Here is a 21,046-nt window from a genome sequence, read left to right on the forward strand (position 1 = left end):
GCCGCCGCCATGCGCCCGAACTTCAGCCGGGTCAGCGGGCCCTCGTGCCGGACGTAGGACTGGTCGTAGCGCAACCGGCCCCCGTACAGCTCCCGTTCCGCGCCCGAGATGTTGTCGGCGACCGCGGTCTTCGGCGGATGGTGGGGCGTGCCACCACCCGGTTCGTCTGACGTCAAGGTGCTTCCCCTCGTGGACGCGATGCGCGATTCGGCGTGTTCAACGACGCCGTCACGATGTCGAACACCTGTCTTTCGGACGGGTTGCGCACCTTGGGGTTGAGCGGTTCGGTGAAGGTGCGCAGTGCACCGACCCTTGTCGCGCAAGAGCACGCACCCGGAGGCGGGTTGGCCGAAACGCCGATGCCCGGGCCGTGCGGTTCCACGTGACCGGCAGGATCACGCGACTGCCGTCCCGCCCCGTTCGCCCGGGGCGGCGGGCAGGACGGCGGGCAGGGGCGTCACGTGCGCACGCGTGCGTCCCGGCTCGTCCGGCGGTCCCAGCCGGGGAACCGCAGGGTGCGGAGCCGGGCGGACCCCGTGAGCACGGCGGTGAGCACGGCGGCCACCACCGTCAGCGCGAGCGGGAGGTATCCGGTGAGGTGGCCGGCCGTCCCGGTCACGACGGGGACGGCCGGCCACCGCGTACGCCCCGACGACCGTGAGCCGGACGCCGGGCGAGGTGCGGCAGACCCCCTTCCAGGGGCGGACGCCCCTTCCGGCGGTCGTGGCCTCTTCGACGTCACCGGTCGGGCACCGGATGCCGGAGGCCGGGACGGAGCAGGTGAAGGCCCGGCCGTCCGGGGCGACGAAGACCGCGGGGACGGTGTGCCTGTAGTCGGCCATGGTCCATCGGCGGGCCCGGAGCAGCCAACCCGTTCCCTCGCCGAACTCCGTGGCCAGGGCCGGGACCTCCGCGCGGTCGACGTGGAGTTCGAGCGGGCCGAGACCGGGGACGGCGGCGTCGAGCCGGACCGTGTCGACCACCTCGGTGCTGCCGGCACGCCTGCCGGGGGTGGTGCGGGCGTCGTGGACCGCGGTCAGCCGTTCCGCGTACTCGGCGTTCCCCCGCCCGGCCGCCGCGTCCTCGGTCGGGAGCCTGCGCGGACCGTACTCCGTGATCCTCCGGTCGTTCGTCAGGACGGTGGCGGCCCAGCCCGCCCCGAGCAAGAGGAAGACGAACGGCATGAGCGTTCCGTCGCCCGGGGGCGCGTACCAGGAGGACAGGTACGAGGAGGGGTCGGAACCGTCGTCCACCCGGCCGCCCAGCTCCGGGCGGCCGGGAACGTGCGGGACCCGGACCTCCATGCCTTCGTGCGGCCACCGGTCGACGATCCCGCGGTCCACCGCGAGCACGGTTCCGTCGGCCGCCCCGACCCGCAGATCGACGAAGTAGTGACTTCCCCGCTTGCCCTTTCCCACGCCGGTGGATTTCGTGCCCACGGCCTCGACGACGGCAGCCGTCGACACCCGCGGCCCCGCCTCCTGGAGGGCGGAGAGTTTTCCCCCCGGGCACCGTCCGGCCGCAGCCCCACGAGAAACGTCGACCCGACGGCCGCGGCGGCCAGTACGAGCGCGAGAGCAGGTCCCAGTGGTACGGGGAAGGGCCGGGGGAGCACCGACGGAACCGGCGGGAGTTCGGCGTCCGGATCCGGGGGAGGCGGACCCGGCTCCGGCGGAGGCGCCCTGAACGTGGCCGCCACCCACCCCCAGGCCGCACACCAGGGCCGGCGCCATCGCGACCGGCACGTCCGCGCGGGGCAGGGGAGTCGTGAGCCGAACGGCGGGAAGCAGGACCACCGCTGCCGCGCATATCAGCGCCGTCGTTCCCCAGCCGCGCGTCCGGACCGTAGATCGTCGCATGCTCACGTCCAAGCGTGACGCCGATCCCCCGGGCCGGGGCCGCCACCACGACGGCCCCGATCCCGACCTCGCCCCGATCCCGACCTCGCCCCGATCCCGACCTCGGCCCGAGGCCGGGCCCGCACCGGACTCGTCGGTGGACCGAAGAGGCCGCCCCGCGCACGCCGCCACCGGCCGAGACCTCAGGGGCGCCCCGCACCCCTGCCGGCGCCGGACGAGGCGACCGGAGGCGTACCGGTCAGGCGCGGGGCGCGGTGCCCAGGAACCGGTGGAGGGAGGCCGTCATGCCGGCGACGAAGGCGTCGCGGGTCGCGTCGTCCACACGGTCCAGGGACAGGTAGGGGTTGAGGTCCTCCAGCTCGACCAGGAGGAGGTCGCCCTCCCGGGTCCGGCAGGCGTCCACGCGCTGGATGCCGTGATCGAGGGTGTTCCAGTCGATGAAGGCGCGGGCGAATCCGAGATCGGCCTCCGTGGGCCGGTAGGGCTCGAGGATCCAGCGACGGTCGGGGTCGGGGGCGTGGAGGGCGTACTGGAAGACGTCGTCGATGTAGTAGAACGACACCTCGTAGCGGAAATCGATGCGGGGCTGGACCAGGATGTCGCCGTAGACGAGGCCGTCCAGCCGTCCCCGGGGGACGAAGTCGAGGCCGATGGAGTCCGCCCCCGCCTTCGGCTTGACCGCGTACTGGTCGGCCTCGGGCAGCGCGCCGAGGTGCTGGGGCCGGTCGATGGTGGGGATGACCGGGTATCCGGCCGCCGTCAGGTCCAGCAGGTACTGTTTTCCGGCCATGTCGGCCCGGCCGGACAGCGGGTTGTAGACCCGGGTGCCGCGGGCCGCGGCCCGGTCCCGGAAGGCGTCGTACTCCTCTTGGTAGTGCAGCACGGGACCGCTGTTGCGGACCACGACCCCGTCGAAGGCGTCCATGAGGGCGGCGGCGTCCAGCGGGTGGCACAACGCGATGTCGAAGTCGTCCCGCAGCCGCGACGACAGGAAGATGTCCTCGTCGCAGTAGCGGCGCCCCCGGGCCCGATAGGCGAGATCGGTCACGAACAACAGGCTGGGGCGGCCGGGCACGGGCATCTCCTGGGTCGGTGGCCACCAACCTATCCAAGCCGCCGTGCGCCGCCCCGCGCCGGGGCGGCGGGGACGCCGCCGCACCGCTGGAGGCGTCGACCGGGTTCACGGAAGCGGCCGGGACCAGGATCGACCGGCCCGGGATCGCCCCCGGGAACACCGTCGGCCGAGCCGGTCACGCTGCCGGCGGGCCCCGGCCGACGGCGCCGTGAGCCCGCCGGCAGGACGGAGTGGTCAGGCCGGGGCGGGCTGCGCGGGAAGCGGGTGCAGGCGTCCGGTGCGGGCCAGGGCGGTGACCGCGGTGGCACAGCCCGTCCCGGTCATCGCCAGCGCGATCCACACGACCCAGGGTGCGTCGGCGCGGGTGGCGTCCCACAGGGCGCCCAGGGCGAGGTTGCCCAGGGTGATGCCGAGGCCGGAGACGGTGTTGTAGAGGCCGTAGTGGGTGGCGACGAGCCGGTTGCCGGACAGGGCCACGACGGTGGCCGTCTCGAAGGGGTGGACCACCGCCCCGGCCGCGCCGAGGACGGCCACCGACACGGCCAGGGCCACGAGCGTGGCGGGCGCGGACGCGGCGGGTGCCAGGGCCAGGGGCAGGAAGGCCGCGCCCATCGCGGCGAGACCGGCGGCCAGGGCCCGGTGGGGAGTGAAGCGGCGTTCGGCCCAGCCGGTCAGCCGTAGCTGCCCGGCGACCGCCACCGCGGCGGAGACGACGAACAGACCGCTCGTCGCCTTCGTGCCGTCCGGACCGAGGACGGCGTCGGCGGCCGGCGGCAGCGCGAGGTAGACCTGGAAGGTCAGCACGTAGGAGCCGGTCATCGCCGCGGAGAACAGCAGGAACGGCCGGTTGGAGGCCACCTGCCGCCACTGCCCCCACACCGACGGCGCACCCGCTCCCCGGCCCGCCGCCGGGCGGGCCGCGGCGGCGTGGCGGGCGGGCAGGGCACGGGCCTGGAACGCGCTCAGGGCGGCGAAGACCAGGGCGACCGACTGCGCAAAGTTCTCATCGGTGGTCCGCTGCCGGCGCTGCTCGGGCCGTGGCGGCACGTCCGGTCGATGCGGTGACCCGGGCCCGGGAGGAAGCGTCCGGTAGGGGTGGTGCGAGCCGTGCGGGCGGGTCTGCGAGGGCCGACGCGGTTCCGGTCCGCCGCACGGCCCCGCCGACGGCGGGAGGTCCGGCGAAGGGAGTCGTCGGTGCGGGCGGCGCCCGGCCCGGAAGCCGCCGATCCCATCGGTTTTCCTGTTTTCGGCGTTCCGGATCAGGCCACGGGTGCCGAAAAGGAACTCCCTTTTTCAACAGTTGTTTGCGCACGCCTCTTCCTCAACAGTTGTTTCCGTGAAGCTCCCTTTCTGTGCTTTTCGCGCCGACGCGGCCTCCCGGGATCTTCCCTCCCTGTGGCGTGGAAGGTCACCGGGGCGTGGGGATGGACACGCCGGGTCCACATGAATAAAGTGAGCCCGGAGCCCGGGTGGGCAGGGAATGAGGGGTGGGGAAAAGGGTGGAGTCTGCAATTCCGTACCCCTCCGATTCGATGTCCCTCATTTCTGCGGAAAACCATTCGGGGAATCATCCGAAAAGGAATCCGTACTGCTCTTCCTCCCTTTTCCTGCCGTGACGGAGCCGCTCGCGGCATCGCCACGGCACCGGGCTCCGATCGGCTGACGCACCCACATCGAAGGAGAAACGATCATGCCGTTATCGGCGACCGACCTCGCGAAGCTCGGGGACGCGCCCATCACGATCCAGTCGACGTTCTTCCCGAACGTCTACCTGCGCATGGACGGGACCGGAGTGACCTCCTTCGCCGGCCCCGGCGCCGGAACGGTCGACTGCCAGTACGGCACCGGCCCCTGGACGAGCTACAAGGTCCGGCCCCAGGCGGACGGGTCGTACGCCTTCGAGTCGACGGCCTTCCCGAACGTGTTCCTGCGCATGGACGGCGCCGGGGTCCCCGCCACCATGGCCGGCGGGGGCAAGGTCAACTGTCAGTACGGCGCCCACCCCTACGAGAAGTACACATTGCGGCCCCAGGCGGACGGCTCGTTCTCCTTCGAGTCCGCGACCTTTCCCGGCATATACCTGCGCATGGTGACCGGCAGTGGCGTGACCGCCGCGACCGGACCCGGCGGAACGGTGAACTGTCAGGTCGACGCCAACGGTGGCGACCACGAGAAGTTCTACCTCGACAGGGCCTGACGAAAAATCTCCCCCGGGAAATCCCCGATTCCGCTCCGCGCATGTTTCTCCGCCGAAGAATGATGCGTGCTTCGGGTCGGGTGCATGTGGAAACGTGAAAGCGCCTTCTCCGCGGGAAAGCGGAGAAGGCGCTTTTTTCGCGCCATCGGTCCGGTCCGCTCGATTTCGAATGCTCGCGGTGCGGCGAGCCGTGTCCGGTCGAGCTCGTCCCGCTCTTCTTCCTCGCGCCGAAGGGGGACGCCCTACCGCTCCAGCAGCTCCAGGTGTTCCGCGAGCGCGACGACCAGAACCCGGGAACCGGGGTCCGTGGTGCGCCAGCGGTGGCGCACGCCGCCGGACAGGAGCAGGCAGTCGCCGCGTTCCAGGAGGTGGATCCGGCCGTCGGCCTCCACCTCCACCGAGCCGTCCGCCACGTACATCAGCTCGTCGTGACGGTGCCGGAACTCGCGCTCCGCCTCGTGCTCGCCCACGAACTCCAGGGCGTGCAGCTGGTGGCGGCCCCGCACCACCGGACGGACCCGTGCCGCCCGGCCGAGGCCGCTGTCGTCACCGGCGCGCACCACGTCGACGCTGCGGCTCCGGTCCGAGGCGGCCAGGAGCTGGACCGCCGTGGTGCCCAGGGCATCCGCGATCCGCTGGAGCGAACGCATGCTGGGGCGCGCCCGGTCGTTCTCGATCTGGCTGAGGAACGGGGAGGAGAGCCCGCTGCGCCGGCCGACCTCGGCGAGCGTCAGCTCGAGCGCCCGACGCCGGCGGCGCACGGCGGCGCCGACCCGCGGTGTGTTCACGGCCTCCATCGCCGGTCCCGTCCTTTCCGCCCCGCCCGCGCCGTTCCGTCCGGCCGACGGCGCCCGACCGCAGCCTACGCCGGGTGCGGCGGGACGCCGCCGACGGTTTCGTACGGCCGACACACGCCCGTCATGCAACGCGCCTAACGTCAAAGTTCGTTGTCCTCATCAAAGAAAGTTTGAAGCGAGGAGCTTCGCCGTGCCCCTGATCGACCAGAACTCACGCCGCCGCCGCCCCACCGGCCTCATCGCCCTCGACGAGACCGCCGCCTTCGACGGCTACACCCTCTACGCACCCCTCACCGGCTCCGGCGAGGTCTACCTCGTCGACCTCCACGGCCGCACCGTCCACCAGTGGAACCTCCCCTACCGTCCCGGCCGCCACGCCCGGCTCCTCGACCGCGCGACCCTCGCCTACAACGGCGTACTCCCCGGCGAGAAGGCCCTGTTCCCGATGTGGCACAAATACCGGGGCGGCGTCATGCTCCACGCCGCGCCCGACGGAACCGTGCTGCGGGAACACCGCGACCCCCTCCAGCACCACGACGCCCACCACCTCGACGACGGCCGCGTCCTCTACACCGCCCTGGAACCCCTCACCGGAGCCGACGCCGCAGCGGTACGGGGCGGAGTGCCCGGCTCCGAGGCCGGCGGCGGCACCGTCTGGGCCGACACCATCAAGGAGATCGGCCCCGACGGCGAACTCCTCTGGTCCTGGCGGGCGGCGGAACACCTCGACCGGGACTCCTTCCCGCTCCACGAGGCGTACGCCCGCGAGCACTGGCCCCTGATCAACAGCGTCACGCCCCTGCGCGACGGCAACGTCCTCGCCAGTCTGCGCAGCGTCTCCGCCGTCGTCGTCATCAGCCGGGACACCGGCGAGATCCTCTGGCGCAGCCGCCCCGGGACGGTCAGCCAGCAACACGCGCCCACCGAACTGCGCGACGGCCGCCTGCTCGTCTTCGACAACGGCGTCTTCCGGCCCGGCCACGACGTGCCGTACTCACGCGTCGTCGAGATCGACCGGACGGACGGCGACATCGTGTGGGAGTACCACGACCCGGCCCGCGAGTTCTTCTTCGCGCCGTTCATGGGCTCCGCGCAGCGCCTGCCCAACGGCAACACGCTCGTCACCGACTCCCCGTCGGGGCGCCTGTTCGAAGTGACCGGGGACGGCTATCTGTGCTGGGAGTACGTGGTGCCCCACTTCGCCGGCTACGACGAGAGCGAGGTCCGGAACCTGTTCCCCTGCGAACCCAACGCCGTCTTCCGTGCCTACCGGTACGCCGCCGAGGAGATCCCGTGGCTGGGGACGAGGGCATGACGACCACCCCGGCCGCCCCCGCCGGTCCCGTTCCCGTTGGCGCGCCCGAGCCCGTGGACGCGCGGGTACCGCTGCGCCGCCTGGCCCCTCTGGCGACACAGCACGTCCTGGCGATGATCGCCGCCCCCCTCTCCACCGTCTTCCTCGTCTCCGGCACCCTCCGCATGTCACCCGCCGCGACGGCGTCGCTCCTCAGCGCCGTGCTGCTGCTCTGCGGCGCGGGATCCCTCCTCCAGTCCCTCGGCGTCCGGAACATCGGGGGCCGCCTCCCCTTCGTCATGCTGCCCGGTGGCGCGGCGACCGCCCTGTTCCTCCAGATCGCACAGGAACACGGCGCGCCGACCGCCACCGGCGCGGTCCTCCTCGCGGCATGCCTCCTCCTGGCCGTACTGCCCCTGTACACCCGGGTCGTACGGCTCTTCCCGCCGCTCGTCATGGGCGTGACCGTGCTGCTCATCGGCATCGCGATGATCCGGGTCGCCGCCCGCCTCGTCACCGGCCCGGACGGAACCGGGGAACCGCGCGCGGTGCTCCTCGCCGCGCTCACGCTCACGGCGACGGTCGCCGCGTACGTGCTGCTGCGCGGCGTCTGGCGCCAGAGCTCCGTCCTCTTCGGCATGGCGGCCGGCACCGCCGTGGCGGTGGCGACCGGCCTGGGCACCTTCACCCCGGCCGCCGGCAGCGGCTTCGCCCTGCCCGCCCTCCTGCCCTTCGGCACCCCGCGCTTCGACGTCCTGGCCGCCCTCCCGCTGCTGGTGTTCAGCCTCACCACCCTGGCCGAGATCACCGGCCAGACCGTGCTCAACAGCGAGACGGCCGGCCGTACCCCGGTGCCCGCCCGCGACGTCCCGCGCGTCGCCCGCGCCGACGCGCTCGTCTCCCTGGCCGGCGGACTGTTCGGCACCTCCCTCATGGTCACCAGCGCCGAGAACATCGGCATCGGCCGCCTCACCGGCGTCCGCAGCCGCTTCGTGACCGCCGGATCGGGCATCCTCCTCCTCGCCCTCGGCCTCGCCACCCCCCTCTCCCGGGTGCTGGCCGGCATCCCCGAGGCCGTCGTCGCGGGCTCCTCCCTCGTCGTCTACGCCGTCATCGCCGTCCTGGGCGTCGACATGCTCCGCCGCGCCGACCTGTCCACCACGGGCACCGGTGCCCTGACGGCCGCCCTCGCCCTCACCGCCGGCCTCCTGCCCCTCCTGGCCCCCGGCCTGTACGCGGGCTTCCCCGCCTGGTCCCGCCCGATCCTCAACAGCGGCGTCGTCGCCGGCACCCTCACGGCCGTCGCCCTCACGGCGCTCCTCGCGCCGCGCGGCCTTCCCGGCGAAACACCGCGCGGCCTTCCCGGCGCACGGGACACCGGCGGCGGAGGCGACCGGGCGAAACGGCCGTGACCGGCCGCGCCCCGCGGGGGAGGGGGCCGGGAGACCGCGCCCGTGTCCGCCCGCCGCCACGTCCCGCGGGCCCGGCGTGGACGAACGTGCTCCGCGCGGGGACAGGGTCCCCGGCGCCGTGCCCGCCGGCGCCGGAACCGTCCCGGGCGCCCGAACCGTCCGTACCGCCGCGCCTCACTCCCAGCGTTCGGCCAACTGGGCGAAGAACGCCTCCGCCGTCACCGCGTAACCGCCCGGCCCGATGACCGCGACCGGTTCGCCGTCGGCGAGCACGGTCGGCGTCGCCTCCACTCCGCCGCGCCCGAAGGCGGCGGAGACGGCGCGCGCCCAGGGCAGGTAGACGCCCCCGGACACCTTGCGCACGAACGCCTCGGTGGCCAGTCCCGGCACCTCCCCGGCCAGTCTCAGCAGCGTCTCCCCGTCGGCGAAGCCGTCCTCCTCCTCCGGCGGTTGCTCGGCGTAGAGCAACCTCAGGTAGAGCGCGAACGGCTCGCTGCCCTCGTCCAGCGCCGCCCCCAGCGCGGCCAGGGCGTGCAGCGAACCGCTGCCGCCGGCGGCGTCGTCGAGGAACGTCGCGAAGTGGTACTCCACGCGGAAGCGCCCGGCGTCGGCCGCCTCCCGGATCACCGTGCCCAGACCGTTCTCCATCCGCTTGCAGTACGGGCAGCGCGGGTCCAGGTACACGCCGAGCACGTGCGCGGCGTCGTCGTCGCCGTAGCGCACGACGGTGTTGCCGGGGCCCGAGGTGTGCGCGGGAACGGTCGTCGCTCCGCCGGGGGTGTCAGAGGTCATGGGGCCAGGCTGCGTCCACCGCGCCGCTCGCGCAAAAGGAGCGCCCGGCCGGGCGGCTCCGTTCCCACCGACTGGTGGAGACCGAGCACCCGCACGGACCGTCCCGCCCCGGTCCGCCCGGTCCGCCAAGAAGGGTCGGCCACCCGGAAACCCCGGGCAGCCGCCACCGGGCACATCCACCGGGCAGGACGCACACCACCGCCGTGAACACGGCCCGTTCGTGCCGGTCAGGGCGTGCCGGACACCAGTCCGGTGCGGTAGGCGAGGACGACCGCCTGGACGCGGTCGCGCAGGCCGATTTTCGCCAGGATGCGCGACACGTAGGTCTTGACGGTCTCGGGCGTGACGAACATCGCCGCGGCGATCTCCGCGTTCGACAGTCCTTCGGCGATCAGCCGGAGCACTTCCAGCTCGCGGGGCGCCAGCGCGCGCACGACGTCCTGTCCGGCCGGCCGGGAGCCGTCGGCCGGTCGCAGGTGCCGGGCGAAGTGGCCTATGAGGTGGCGGGTGACGGCGGGTGCCAGCAGGGCTTCGCCCCGGGCGACGGTCCGGATGCCGTTGACCAGCTCCGCCGGGGGCGCGTCCTTGAGGAGGAAGCCGCTCGCTCCGGCGCGCAACGCGTCGTAGACGTAGGCGTCGACGTTGAACGTGGTGACGACCAGTACCTTCGGCGCGTCTTCGGCATCGGGACCGGCCAGCTGCCGCGTCGCCCGGATGCCGTCGAGCAGGGGCATGCGGATGTCCATCACGACCACGTCCGGGCGCAGCCGCCGCGCGGCCCGAACCGCCTCGTGGCCGTTCTCTGCCTCCCCGACGACCTCCAGGTCGGGCTGCGCGGAGAAGATGGTGACGTAGCCGGTCCGCACCAGCGCCTGGTCGTCGCAGACGAGCACACGGATCGGTGGCGGCACATCGTTCACGGGGTCACTCCTGAAGGGGCTCGGACGGAATCGTGGCGCGGACCCCGAACCCGCCTCCGGGCCGGGGACCGGCCTGCAGTTCACCATCGAGCATCCGCACCCGTGCGCGCAGCCCGGCCAGCCCGCGTCCGCCCGCGGGATCCGGTTTCCGTCCCTCCGGCACGACGACGGGTCCGTCGGTGATCACCTCGATCTCGACGTGTTCGTCGCCGTGCCGGAGCAGGACCCGTGTCGGCTCCCCGGCCGCGTGCTTCATGGCGTTGGTGAGCGCTTCCTGCACCACCCGGTACGTGGCCAGCTCCACGTCCACGCCCCGCCGCCCCGCGCCCCGCTCGCTGAACTCGACCGGCTGCCCCGACCTGCGGGCCCGCTCGACCAGATCCCCCACCCGTCCCGGGACGGGCGCCCGGCCCGCACCCGCCGGGTCCGCGGGGGCCGACCCGCCGGTCGCCTCCAGGACGCCGAGCAGGCACCGCAGCTCCGTCAGCGCCCGGCGGCCGGTGTCGCTGACGGCCGTCAGTCCCTCGCCGACGCGTTCCGGCGCGGACGGGAGCAGGAACTGCGCCGCGTCGGCCTGGACCACCATGGCCGTCACGTGGTGGGTGACCACGTCGTGCAGCTCGCGGGCGATCCGCGCCCGCTCGGCCGCCGTGGCCACCTCGGCGGCCAGCCGCCGCCGTTCGACCTCTTCCGCCCGCCGCGTACGCACCGTGCTCCCCACCAGCCAGGCCGCGGCCAGGGCCAGCCAGAACGCGAGGTAGTCCGGTACCGACTGCGGCGAGCCGAGGCGGCCCAGGGCTACGGCCAGCACGGCGTAACCCGCGCTCGCCACGACGACCGTGCCCTGCCGGAAGCGGACCTGGTGGGCCCCGGCGGAGTACAGGGCCAGATACAGCCCCACACTCGCGAACGTCGTCGCGAAGCCCAGCGCCTGGTGCAGGGCGAACGCGACCGCGACGACGGCCAGACAGGCCGAGGGCCACCTGCGGCGGACCCGCCAGCGGCAGGGCCTGGGCCAGGACCAGCCCGACGCCCAGCGCGTTCGCCGGCCGCTCGGGCAGATCACCGATCTGCGCGCCGAGACGGGACAGGGTCGGCACGAAGGCGGGCAGCGCGAGCGCCAGGGCGAGGACGCCGTCCTTGAGGGGGGCGCTCCGCTCCTGCCACCGGCCGAACGGCGCCCGGATCAGCGCGGGGCACCGAGGCGCCCGACGGGGCATCACTTCCGTTTCCTCCGATCGGTCCGTCTCAGTGGCCCGCGCGCCGGCGGGGCTTGATGCCGCCCTTCCGGTGGGCGAGAATGAGCATGGGGACGGCGAGGGCCACCCCGGTGAGGACGGGCACGATCGACGCCTCCAGACCGAAGCCGCCACCGGTCAGGAGGGCGGAGCCGTGGACATCGACGGTGAACAGACCCTCGGGCGCGTGTCCGGAGACCGGGATGCCGAGCAACTGCTCCGTGGTGTTCCAGGCGAAGTGCAGACCCACGACGAACCAGATGCTACGCCGCCACAAGAACGCGGCCCCGAGCAGGACGCCCGCTTCCAGGGCGATCGCCAGTCCGCTCCACGCGCTCGCTCCCGGGGCCCCCAGGTGGGCGACACCGAAGAACAGCGAGGTGACCACGAGGGCGGCCCGGCTGCCCCACAGCCGCTCCAGAGCCTGCAGGGCAAGGCCGCGGAACAGCAACTCCTCGGTGACCGCGGCCCCGGCCTGCACCACGACCGCGCTCCAGAGCACCGGCAGGAGGCCGTCGCCCGCCCAGGAGAACGAGTAACCTCCGAACGCCGTGATCAAAAGGGCGGAGACGAGGACGAAACCCAGACCGATCCCACCGCCCAGCAACGCTTCCCGCCCGGCCCCGGACCGGGCGATCTCCGGCGTGGAGCGTCGTGCCACACGGCGCATGACCAGCCAGTACACGGCCACCGCGGCGACCGCGCCCAGCACCGGCACCGGACCGGGACCGGTCGCCGTCACAGCCGAGACCAGGCCGACGCCGACCATCCCCGCCGGCATCCAGACGAGCGCGGAGCGCACCGGCCGGCCCGGACGGCCACCGCCTCCCCCGTGGTCCTCGTCCGGGACGGACCCGGTGTCGTGCCGTACAGCGGACGTCGTGCCCATGGTGGCCTCCCCTGGAGCGGTCACCTCCGTGGTGACCTGACGACCACGCTAGGAACCCGCGGACGTCCGCGAATCACCCGCGCGTGGACAGCCCTTGTAGCTCTCACGGGGGACGCGCCAGGTACGTGCCCCGCCCCGCGGACCGGCCGATCGGACCGTGCGGCCCCACCCCGGGCTCGGGGGAGCGGCTCCGGGGTCATTCGTACCAGTCGTCCTCCGGTTCGGATTCCCGTACGAACCAGAGGTCGAGGGTGTACTGCTCGACCGCGGGGCACTGCTTCCACGCCGCTTCGAGCCGGCCCGCCTCCCATCGCTCCTCGGCAGCGAGCCGGTGGCACCTGCGGTAGTAGGCGACCGTGGCTTCCCGTCCGCTCCATGTCGCGTGCCCGCCGTAGACGCCGGGGCGGGGCAGGTCCATCACACCCGACGGCCCGAAGGCGATTTCGCTGACGACGAGTTGGCCCGTCTCCGATTCCAGGGAGACCGGGACCACGCCCTCGGCGTCTTCCGGGGGTTTCCGAGGGGCGTCCCAGATCCTGATGGCGACCCGTACTTCGATGTCGCGTTGGCCGGTCTGCACGTAGAGGCGATAGCCGTTTCCGGCGACGACCTGGGTCCTCGACCGCAGGAACGCCTCGTCGTCACCGAGGCAGGCGTCCGCGTCGTACACCTCCACGAGCATGTGGCCCGGCAGGACGTTGGTGCTGTACTCGGTGATGAGGGACATGGGGGACTCCATCGGGACGTACCGGGTCCGGTCGGCTTCCGTCACGGCGCCGTCCGCGGGCGTGCGGGTTCCCGGGAGAGCCCGTCGTCCGGCCGGACGACGGACCGGCTGCCGCGGGACGGCCCGGCTGTCGGGTGGCGGGCGTGGGCCTCGTCGGCGTGGGCCGGGTCGGGCCGGAATCGGGAACGGACGGCGGGGCGGGGGAAGTCATCCGTCCAGCCGCAGTACCAGTTCGTCGATCTCCGTTCCCCGTGCGTTCGCGAAGCTCCGGTCCTTGCCGACGATCTCGAAGCCGCACTTCTCCAGGACTCGTACCGATCCGGTGTTGTCCGCCGCGGTCCGGGCGTGCAGCGGGCGTTCGGGGACCTCGGCGAGCAGTCCGCGCAGCGCCGCGGTCGCGATGCCCCGCCCCCAGTGGGAGCGGTCGATGAAGTACGTGACCTCCCGCTCGTCCGGCTCTCCGTACACGGCCGCGTGCCCGACCACGTCGCCGTCCGCGAGCACGGTGCGCGAGACGATGCCGGGCGAGGCGAGGATGCGCTCCCAGTGCGCGTCGAAGCGGGCCCGGTCCGCGGGGTCCTCGGCGGTGAAGGCGGCCATCCGGTTCGACTCGGGGTCGTTCGTGTGCCGGAAGAACACCGGCAGGTCGCTGGGGTGCACGGGACGCAGGGAGACATCGGGGGAAGCCATGGGCCGACCCTAACGACCGCGCGGGAGGAAGGGGAGGGAGCCGGCGAGGGCGCGCGCGGGGCTTTGCGGACCGGGCGACGGGTGAAACCGGCCCGGACCCGTGGGGCCTGTGTCCGTCCGGTCCTGTCCGGGTCTCCCGCGGCCGGGGCGTCGCCGGGGTGGGAGCGGAGGACGGTACGCCGCCGGCTCCGCGTACCCGGCGGAGAGGAAGGCCCGACGCCGGGGCCGGGGTTCAGGTCGCCGAGGCGCGGAACGCGCGGGGGCTCACGCCCTTGTGGCGTTTGAGCACGCGCTGAAGCCGAAAGCGTCGGCGTAGCCGATCGACGCCGACTGCCGCGCCCGCTTCGCCTTCGGCCTGCTCTCCAGCACCTGGAACTCCGTGGTGCTCTGGGTCCTGCGCGACGGCCCCGGGCGCCCGGGCGCGCTGCGCGGGGCGATCGGCGGCATCAGTTCCGAGGTCCTCACCGAGACGCTCCGCCGCCCGCAGTTCAACGGACTGGTGGACCGGCGCGTCCACCCCGGCTCGCCGCCGCACGTCGAGTACGAACTCACGTCCCTCGGGCGGGCGTTGCCCGGCCCCATCGACGCCTTCGGTGCCTGGGCCTTCGCGCACGGCGACGAGGTCATGGCCGTCCGGGCGGCGGCGCGACGCGCGGCCGGTCCCGACGCTCCCGACTCCGACGGATGATGACCTGCTGCTCTACGCTGCCCGGCATGATCGCCAAACTGCAGTGCGTGGTGCTGGACTGCCCGGACGTCGTGGAACTCGCCCGGTTCTACCAGTCGCTCCTGGGCGGCGTGGTGAACCGGCCCGACCCCCGCTGGTCGCTCGACGACGACTGGTCGACGCTCCACACCGACGGCGGGCTCGTGCTCGCCTTCCAGCGCGTGGCGGACCACCGGCCGCCCCGGTGGCCCGACCCCGCCCGCCCCCAGCAGTTTCATCTGGACCTGGGGGTGGAGGACCTGGACGCCGCGCAGGCGGAGGCCCTCGCCCGGGGTGCCGCTCTCCTCGACGCCGGGGACGAGCGGCGGAGCTGGCGCGTCCTCGCCGATCCCGCGGGGCACCCCTTCTGTCTCGTACGGGACTGAGGCGCGGGCCCGTCCGTGACGGGTTCTCGCCGGGGAGCCGGGGTACTCCGCGTGCGCGGGGCGGTCGGGGGAGCCGTCCCCGTCCCGTGAGGGGGCGCCGTGTCCCTCCCGCCCCCTTCCCGGCGTACCGGCCATCGCCGCCATCGCCGCCATCGCCGCGGCCGGAGCGACGGCGACCGCCCTGCTGATGAAGGGAAAGGGATCCCCGGCCCCGTCCGCGCCCCGGGAACCCGCTGCCGGAAGCGAGCGCGTCCCCCACTGACCGCCGCGGCCGTAAGGAACCGTCCACGAGGCGTTCCCGCCGGCACGGCGCCGGCCGGAACACGGGCCGACGAACCGCCTGTCGCGGGTCGTGGACTCGGCGCCTCGCACGCGGTCATGCACCCCGCCCACCGGACGACCGGGGGATTCGGGACGGTCGTGCGGGCAGTTCGTACACGGAGACGTGGTGACCGCTGGAGTCGGTCAGTGGCCGCCCCGACCACCCACCGGTGCGCCGTACGAGCCGCAGGCCGGCCGGTTCCGCCAGCAGATCGAGTTCGCCGGGGGTGAAGTAGCGGAAGGAGACACGCACGTGACGCATCCGACCGTCGTCGAGGACCGCGTAGTCGGAGGTGTACTGCTGGCGGGCGGGGTGCAGCGTGCGGGTGCGGAGCACGAAGCCCTCGCCGGGCGTGTCCACCGGCTGGGTACCGGTGCCGCGGGTGGCGAGGGCCTCGGGCAGATGCGCGTCGAGCGCGAGCCGTCCGCCCGGCCTCAGCCGCCGGGCGGCGGAGGCGAGGCAGCGGCGCTGGGCCTCTTGGGTGTCGAGTTCGGCGAAGGTGCCGCCGACCGCGTAGACGAGGGCGTACCGTCCGGTGTCCGCCGGCTCCGGGGGTGCGGAGAAGTCGCCGAGGGTGACCCGGATCGCGCTGCCACCGGGCTTGGCGCGCAGTCGGGCGGTCATCTCGGGGGAGGCGTCGAGCCCTTCGACGGTGAAGCCCCGTGATGCCAGCGGCAGGGCCACCCGGCCGGTGCCGCTGCCCAGTTCGAGCAGGGGGCCGGGCGGGCCCTCCTCGGCGAGGGCCGCCAGGAAACCGACGGTGGACTCGGTGTTCGACGCGGCGAACCAGTCGTCGTACCGGTCGGCGAACAGGGTTGCGTAGGAGGGCCGTACCGGCGTGTCGTGCGGGAACGTGGACATGAGGGCCTTCCGGTGCGGGCGTGGACGGGGCGCGGAGCGGTGGTCGTGCCCGGGTCGCGGAGTGACGTGCGGGGCGTGTCGGGGTGATCAGCCGAACGGGTGGGGAGGCACTCCCGGTACCGGGCGGGCCGACAGGGGCGATGCTCCTGGGGCGATCAGGCGGACGACGGCCAGGCCCTCGTCCGCCGGGGGGCCCGCGCAGCGGTCGACGGCGATCACTTCGCGTCCGGTGTGCGCGGCGAGCAGAGCGACCGGGTCCGGGTCCCGGGCGGGCCGGCGGGCCGGGACAGGGGCAGCGCGAAGGGCGGTGGCCGGCCCGGCCCAGCGCGTCAGTGCGTCCTGGGCGTGAAAGGCCCACAGCGCGTGGTCCAGTTCGGTGCGCGGGACGCCGGTGCGCGACAGGCGGTCCCAGGCGCGCACGGCCACCGGCGTGGACATGCTCCAGCGGACCATCAGCGCTTCCCAACAGGATCGCGCCACTGCCCCGGAGAGGTCGTGGGCGGGGCCGCAGCGGGCTCCGTACGTCTGATGGACGCGGTCGGGCTCGTGGACGCAGACGGCGACGGCCGTGACACCGGCCGGGGCGGGCAGGGCGAGCGCGGTGGCCCGCAGCCCCTCGTGGTCGAGCAGGTGCCGCAGCTCACGCGCATCGGCCGGCAGGGCGCCGCGGGCATCGAACGGAGTGGGCGGGTGGCGGGCCGGGTCGTACCAGCTGCGGCGCACCAGATCACGTTCGAGAATTTCCCAGGCGGCGTGCGCGGCCGCGGCGGCGGGGCCCCGGTGGGCGGCGACGCCGGTCGATCCGGCCCGGTGGGTGGCCGCGCAGCCGGGCGGCGGGCGGTGGTGGAGGAACGCGGCGCCCGCCGGTATCCAGACGTCCTCACCGGACCCCGTCGCCCGGCCCCTGCACCAGAGCTGCCGCACCTCGCGCGCGGAGGTCCGGTCGTGTGGGGCCGGGGCGGTGGGGCCAGTGGCGGGGTCGCCGGGATCGACGGCGGGGACGCCGGCGCGGCGCAGCTCGGACCACGCGCCGGTGCGGATCCGGTCGCCGTCGGCCGGCGAGCGCCGTGGGCGGTCCGCTTCGGCCTCGGCTTCCGCGGCCCGTCCGGCGAGTACGTTGCCCACGCGTTCCATCAGTTCGCCACGGGCGCGCCGTCCGACGCCGGACGCGGCATCGCCCGCAGCGCTGCCGATCAGGACGGGAGCACCACCGGCGGCGCCGGTCGGGTTGAAGGACTTCGACCGGGCGGCGACGCGGGCCAGCAGCGCGCCGGGGGTGTGCGGCCACGGAGCGAAGACTTCCGGAGCCCAGGCCGCCGGTGTGGGGGTGTTCACGCACGGCCTCCCGGCGGTCGCACCGCACGCGCTTCTTCCCGAGCGGCCTCCTCCGCCAGCAGACCGGCCGCCCGGGCGTGCACGGCCCGGCCGGCGGGAGTGAGAGCGGCGCGGTGGCGGCCGAGCGTCTCGACGCCCTGGGACGCCTTCTCCAGCAGTCGGGCCCGGCGCCCGGCCACCGCCTCCCGCTGGGCATCCGGCAGCTGCGCGTGCTGGTGGACCAGCCGGTACAGGACCGTCTGGCGGACCAGGACGACCGTCTGCTGGAAAAGCCCGGTCAACGGCCGGGGATCCGGCCGCAACGGAGTCATGACGCAGGGCGCGGCATCGGCGGCGGACACGAGGAACGGGGTGCTGAAGGCGGCGGCGTTGCAACGGGTGTGGGTGCCTTCGTGGACCAGGGCGTCGGCCAGCCGGACCCAACCGGGCAGACCGTCTCGCCCCGCGGCCGGCCGGGCCGTATGGACGAACACGGCGCCGTGCGTGGTGAAGTCGGTGAATCCGGCGACGGCTCGCCCGTCCAGCAGGGCGATCTGGCTGACGCCCTCCCGCAGTTCGGCCAGCATCGCCGGCCACACCCGGTCCAGCCGCTCGGCGGTCTCGGCCAGTACGGCGGCCTGCCCGGGCTCCCAGTCCCGGACGACGGCGCCCGGTCCCTCCAGCCCCGTCGCCCCCCGTTCCCGGGGGATCGAGGCGAGTGCCCGCCCGACCGCCGCGGCAAGGTGGGGCGCCGGGACGGCGAGGTCGACCGCCCAGCGGCCGGCGGCCCTACGGGGCGGGGGAACGGCTGCCGGACCCCCGCCGGCCGGATGGGCGGCGGCCTTACGGGCGGGATGACGCGGAGGCAGGACGGACTCGTCGACTCCCGCCCTGCGCAACACCGCGTCGGTGGCGTGCCAGAGGGCGTCCTCCGCCCGGCGGGCGGCCACGGCGTCAGGGATCACAAGCACGTTCCGGCCTCCGGCACGGTGCGGTCGTGGAGGGTGCGCGGCGGACGAACCGCCACGCACCCCGGTGCTGCTGCACGGACGGACCGAGTGCCTCAGTCGTCGTCGCCGATGTCGACCATCAGGCCGAACTCGGGCAGTTCTTCGGTGACCTGCTCGATCTCCGGCTGCTCCATGGGATCCACTCCTTCGATGGGGTTCATCCGTGACGGACGGCTCTCGCCGTCGGTCGGCCGGGGGACTACCCAACGGACACCAGGTTGAAGAACAGGGCTGCGAGAAGCCGCCGCAAATACGTCACCGCCGGAAGCCGCTGGTTTCCGTGCCGCCGCGTAGAAAATGACCGAAGTCCACCCGGGAAGCACGGCTGCCTGCAACGGATGTGGCAGGGGAGCGCGGGTGGGAAACGGGCCGGGTGCCGTGACTGCCCGCCACCCCCCGTTGCGCCGGACGAAAGTGTCCGGATAGTTACCGTGCTGATTGCTTCGAGTCCCTGAGACCTGCCCGGCTCCCGATGACGGAGAAGCGGGCTCGAGCCGGCGGCGACCGCGCAGGCGGCCCGGACCCGCCGGGGAACACGTCAGCGCGGTCCGGACACGATCACGAGCCGGCCCGGGGCCGCGACTGGCTTCGTCGGCAGCCGCCGGGCCGCACAGCGGGACCGGTCCCGAGCTGCCGCACCACCGGACGGGACGGACGGACCCGTCCGGCGGCAGCCCGTCGGACGTCCCGCACAGGCCGTACGAGCGCAGCCGAGAAGAGATCATGCGCCGGGATCTGCCGGACGAGTTGCGGCACGACCTGGCCGAACTCCAGTGGGCCGAGCCGGGCTGTTCGCCCGCCCGGTCGGACGGCTGTCCTGCGCCGCAGCCGACGTCGAGCGTCCGGCCGCCGTCCGGGGCGGGCGTGCGCTCGGCGAGCAGGACCCGCTCGCACTCACCGAGCCACCGGAAGTTCTTGCCGTCATCGAAGCGCTGCTCCCACTGGGCGCGGGTGGTGTGCAACGTGATGCTCCTCGGGCGTAGGAGCGGTGGGGTCGGGGTGTCGTGCGGTGCGGAGCAGGCTGCCCGGCCGCGCCGTCGCGCACGGCGATCAGGTGGACGTCGAGCGGCTCGGTGTGCCGCTGCGCGCCGGTCACGCGTCACCGCCGGGGCGGCGGAGCGGCGGGGAAGCGGTGCTCGCCCGCATCACTGAACGCCGAGTCGGCGAGGTCGTCCTCGTAGGAGCGGCCGGGGCCGGTGTACGTGCCGCGAGTGCCCGCGCGACGCTCCTTCGCCGAGGCAGGTCTGGATCAGCCCCCGAAGGGCGATCGTCCAGTCCGATACGTGGGTCCGGAGGCTGCCGTCTCCCCTGATCGCCAGGACGGCGTGCGGCGCGGCCGTTCGATCGGCCATGTCCAGGACCCCGGGGCGGGCCATCCGGTGGAAGGACCGGCAACGGGTGATCAAGGTGGGTGCTCGGCCGGGCACGGCGGGGGTGAAGACGTGTGCTCCACCGGTGAAGACGCTCACCGAGCAGGAGCCGCGAACCGGCTCGAGTGCGGTGGGGGCCGCCCCGAGCACGTGTCGGTTCACATCGACCAGGTCCAGCAACGGGACCGGCACGAGCACCCGGCTCGCACGGAGCTCCTCCGTGCTGCGGGCGGCCACGCGGGTCTTGCCCGACCCGGTCGCCATGATCACCTGCGTGCGGAGCCCCCGCTCGGGCACGGTCGGGAGTGCGGACAACTTTGCGATGACGGGAGCCGGGCCTTCAGGCGGCGAACCGGTTGCTGTGGCCGGGCAACTGCTGCCCCGGGCGCAGGAACCGCTGGCCGCCCTGTTCGTCGCGCACCGCGAGGAACCCGGCGTCCGTCAGCCGCTGTGCGATCCGCCTGCGGCGGACCGTGCCCACCCTGAACGCCACGGCGCACAACAGTGCGACCGCCCCGCCGGAGGCGACCGCTTCGACCGGCGACCCGCTGTCGATGAACAGGAGGACGGTCAGGACCGCGCAGGCGAGGTAGACCAGAAGCCTCTGGCTCCGGTCGGCGACATACAGGGCCATGACGTCGAAAGTGACGAGATCCTTCAGCACCGCCACGGCGCCGGCCGCTTCGGGGAGCGGCTTCAGCGAGCCCTGCTTCAGCCCCGGCGCTGTCCCGCCGCTGCCCGCCCGCGGATGGGCGGCGATGGTCGCCGCCTCGCGGACGCGCGCGTCGGGCCGCGGGTCCCGGTCCATCCTGACCTGGATCAGTGAGTTCTTGAACCCGGTCCTGTACGCCATGCCGTACGTGTAGCCGTACTGCTCGACCACATGTGCCAGAGCGGCCGCCTTCGGCGCGGAGCCCTGAGGGGCGATCTCAACGATGTCCTGCTGACGGGCGATCTGCTGGAGCACCCCCGCTATGTGACGTTCCACGGACACCTTGTTCTCCACCTCCCGGGACCCCGCGCCCGGGCCCGACCGGCGCACAGCCTAGAGGGCCACCGATCGGAACACCACGATGCCCCGACCATGGACCGGGAGACTCCGCTTCGGGCGGTGGCAGGCTCCCGCAGGGGGCGGGCCATGACGATGCGCTGCACCTGACTTGACTTTGTCGGGGATCTTGGAGTTG

Annotated in this window: 19 protein-coding genes and 1 pseudogene; 5 read left to right on the forward strand and 15 right to left on the reverse strand. The window is 73.7% G+C overall.

Annotation, left to right across the window (positions count from 1 at the left end; translation table 11 throughout):
- Positions 1 to 395 precede the first annotated feature (395 nt).
- The 3 genes from ACFYZY_RS28685 to ACFYZY_RS28695 all read right to left on the reverse strand — a co-directional run bounded on the left by ACFYZY_RS28685 (position 396) and on the right by ACFYZY_RS28695 (position 3,981).
- Positions 396 to 1,466 (reverse strand): hypothetical protein, encoded by a 1,071-nt coding sequence (locus ACFYZY_RS28685; protein WP_388699858.1) that lies wholly within the window; start codon positions 1,464 to 1,466, stop codon positions 396 to 398.
- A 631-nt stretch (positions 1,467 to 2,097) separates the two neighbouring features.
- Positions 2,098 to 2,940, reverse strand: a complete 843-nt coding sequence (locus ACFYZY_RS28690) for a hypothetical protein (RefSeq protein WP_388699860.1) — start codon at positions 2,938 to 2,940, stop codon at positions 2,098 to 2,100.
- A 228-nt stretch (positions 2,941 to 3,168) separates the two neighbouring features.
- Entirely contained in the window at positions 3,169 to 3,981 is an 813-nt protein-coding gene (locus ACFYZY_RS28695) for an MFS transporter (RefSeq protein WP_388699863.1), read from the reverse strand.
- A gap of 643 nt (positions 3,982 to 4,624) precedes the next feature.
- Between ACFYZY_RS28695 and ACFYZY_RS28700 the strand changes: the two genes are divergently transcribed.
- Positions 4,625 to 5,131, forward strand: coding sequence for a hypothetical protein (locus ACFYZY_RS28700; protein WP_388699866.1), 507 nt, complete (start codon positions 4,625 to 4,627; stop codon positions 5,129 to 5,131).
- A 242-nt stretch (positions 5,132 to 5,373) separates the two neighbouring features.
- Here the strand turns inward: ACFYZY_RS28700 and ACFYZY_RS28705 are convergent, their stop codons facing one another.
- The gene (locus tag ACFYZY_RS28705) at positions 5,374 to 5,928 is read right to left on the reverse strand and encodes a helix-turn-helix domain-containing protein (RefSeq protein ID WP_388699869.1); all 555 of its coding nucleotides are present in this window, start codon (positions 5,926 to 5,928) and stop codon (positions 5,374 to 5,376) included.
- Between the two features lie 190 nt (positions 5,929 to 6,118).
- On the opposite strand from ACFYZY_RS28705, the gene ACFYZY_RS28710 reads away from it, so the two are divergent.
- Positions 6,119 to 7,243, forward strand: coding sequence for an aryl-sulfate sulfotransferase (locus ACFYZY_RS28710; protein ID WP_388699872.1), 1,125 nt, complete (start codon positions 6,119 to 6,121; stop codon positions 7,241 to 7,243).
- Positions 7,222 to 8,634 carry a uracil-xanthine permease family protein gene (locus tag ACFYZY_RS28715; RefSeq protein WP_388699875.1) on the forward strand — a complete coding sequence of 471 codons (1,413 nt, stop codon included), beginning with the start codon at positions 7,222 to 7,224 and terminating at the stop codon, positions 8,632 to 8,634. The genes ACFYZY_RS28710 and ACFYZY_RS28715 overlap by 22 nt, the downstream gene beginning before the upstream one ends.
- A gap of 174 nt (positions 8,635 to 8,808) precedes the next feature.
- Here ACFYZY_RS28715 and ACFYZY_RS28720 read toward each other — a convergent pair whose 3' ends face one another.
- From ACFYZY_RS28720 to ACFYZY_RS28745, 6 genes and pseudogenes are all read right to left on the reverse strand, one after another.
- Positions 8,809 to 9,426 carry a DsbA family protein gene (locus tag ACFYZY_RS28720; protein ID WP_388699877.1) on the reverse strand — a complete coding sequence of 206 codons (618 nt, stop codon included), beginning with the start codon at positions 9,424 to 9,426 and terminating at the stop codon, positions 8,809 to 8,811.
- A gap of 227 nt (positions 9,427 to 9,653) precedes the next feature.
- Positions 9,654 to 10,346 (reverse strand): response regulator, encoded by a 693-nt coding sequence (locus tag ACFYZY_RS28725; protein ID WP_388699879.1) that lies wholly within the window; start codon positions 10,344 to 10,346, stop codon positions 9,654 to 9,656.
- Between the two features lie 4 nt (positions 10,347 to 10,350).
- Positions 10,351 to 11,566, reverse strand: a pseudogene (locus ACFYZY_RS28730) (sensor histidine kinase).
- 28 nt (positions 11,567 to 11,594) lie between these two features.
- The gene (locus ACFYZY_RS28735) at positions 11,595 to 12,473 is read right to left on the reverse strand and encodes a CPBP family intramembrane glutamic endopeptidase (protein WP_388699882.1); all 879 of its coding nucleotides are present in this window, start codon (positions 12,471 to 12,473) and stop codon (positions 11,595 to 11,597) included.
- A gap of 196 nt (positions 12,474 to 12,669) precedes the next feature.
- On the reverse strand, positions 12,670 to 13,200 hold the full coding sequence (locus ACFYZY_RS28740; RefSeq protein ID WP_388699885.1) for a hypothetical protein: 531 nt from the start codon (positions 13,198 to 13,200) through the stop codon (positions 12,670 to 12,672).
- Positions 13,201 to 13,407: 207 nt separating this feature from the next.
- Positions 13,408 to 13,890 (reverse strand): GNAT family N-acetyltransferase, encoded by a 483-nt coding sequence (locus tag ACFYZY_RS28745; protein ID WP_388699888.1) that lies wholly within the window; start codon positions 13,888 to 13,890, stop codon positions 13,408 to 13,410.
- Positions 13,891 to 14,209: 319 nt separating this feature from the next.
- Between ACFYZY_RS28745 and ACFYZY_RS28750 the strand changes: the two genes are divergently transcribed.
- Positions 14,210 to 14,578 carry a winged helix-turn-helix transcriptional regulator gene (locus tag ACFYZY_RS28750; RefSeq protein WP_388699932.1) on the forward strand — a complete coding sequence of 123 codons (369 nt, stop codon included), beginning with the start codon at positions 14,210 to 14,212 and terminating at the stop codon, positions 14,576 to 14,578.
- Between the two features lie 26 nt (positions 14,579 to 14,604).
- Positions 14,605 to 14,982: a VOC family protein gene (locus tag ACFYZY_RS28755; protein WP_388699891.1), complete on the forward strand. Its 378-nt coding sequence runs from the start codon at positions 14,605 to 14,607 to the stop codon at positions 14,980 to 14,982.
- A 376-nt stretch (positions 14,983 to 15,358) separates the two neighbouring features.
- On the opposite strand, the gene ACFYZY_RS28760 is transcribed toward ACFYZY_RS28755, so the two are convergent.
- The 5 genes from ACFYZY_RS28760 to ACFYZY_RS28780 all read right to left on the reverse strand — a co-directional run bounded on the left by ACFYZY_RS28760 (position 15,359) and on the right by ACFYZY_RS28780 (position 20,847).
- Entirely contained in the window at positions 15,359 to 16,165 is an 807-nt protein-coding gene (locus ACFYZY_RS28760) for a class I SAM-dependent DNA methyltransferase (protein ID WP_388699893.1), read from the reverse strand.
- Positions 16,166 to 16,252: 87 nt separating this feature from the next.
- The gene (locus ACFYZY_RS28765; protein ID WP_388699896.1) at positions 16,253 to 17,500 is read right to left on the reverse strand and encodes a YcaO-like family protein; all 1,248 of its coding nucleotides are present in this window, start codon (positions 17,498 to 17,500) and stop codon (positions 16,253 to 16,255) included.
- Positions 17,497 to 18,450 (reverse strand): aKG-HExxH-type peptide beta-hydroxylase, encoded by a 954-nt coding sequence (locus tag ACFYZY_RS28770; RefSeq protein ID WP_388699899.1) that lies wholly within the window; start codon positions 18,448 to 18,450, stop codon positions 17,497 to 17,499. The genes ACFYZY_RS28765 and ACFYZY_RS28770 overlap by 4 nt, the downstream gene beginning before the upstream one ends.
- Positions 18,451 to 19,634: 1,184 nt before the next feature.
- Positions 19,635 to 20,123 (reverse strand): hypothetical protein, encoded by a 489-nt coding sequence (locus ACFYZY_RS28775; protein WP_388699935.1) that lies wholly within the window; start codon positions 20,121 to 20,123, stop codon positions 19,635 to 19,637.
- A gap of 76 nt (positions 20,124 to 20,199) precedes the next feature.
- Positions 20,200 to 20,847 (reverse strand): hypothetical protein, encoded by a 648-nt coding sequence (locus ACFYZY_RS28780; protein WP_388699901.1) that lies wholly within the window; start codon positions 20,845 to 20,847, stop codon positions 20,200 to 20,202.
- Positions 20,848 to 21,046: the final 199 nt, after the last annotated feature.

Source organism: Streptomyces sp. NPDC001744 (assembly GCF_042892575.1).
Taxonomy (GTDB): domain Bacteria; phylum Actinomycetota; class Actinomycetes; order Streptomycetales; family Streptomycetaceae; genus Streptomyces.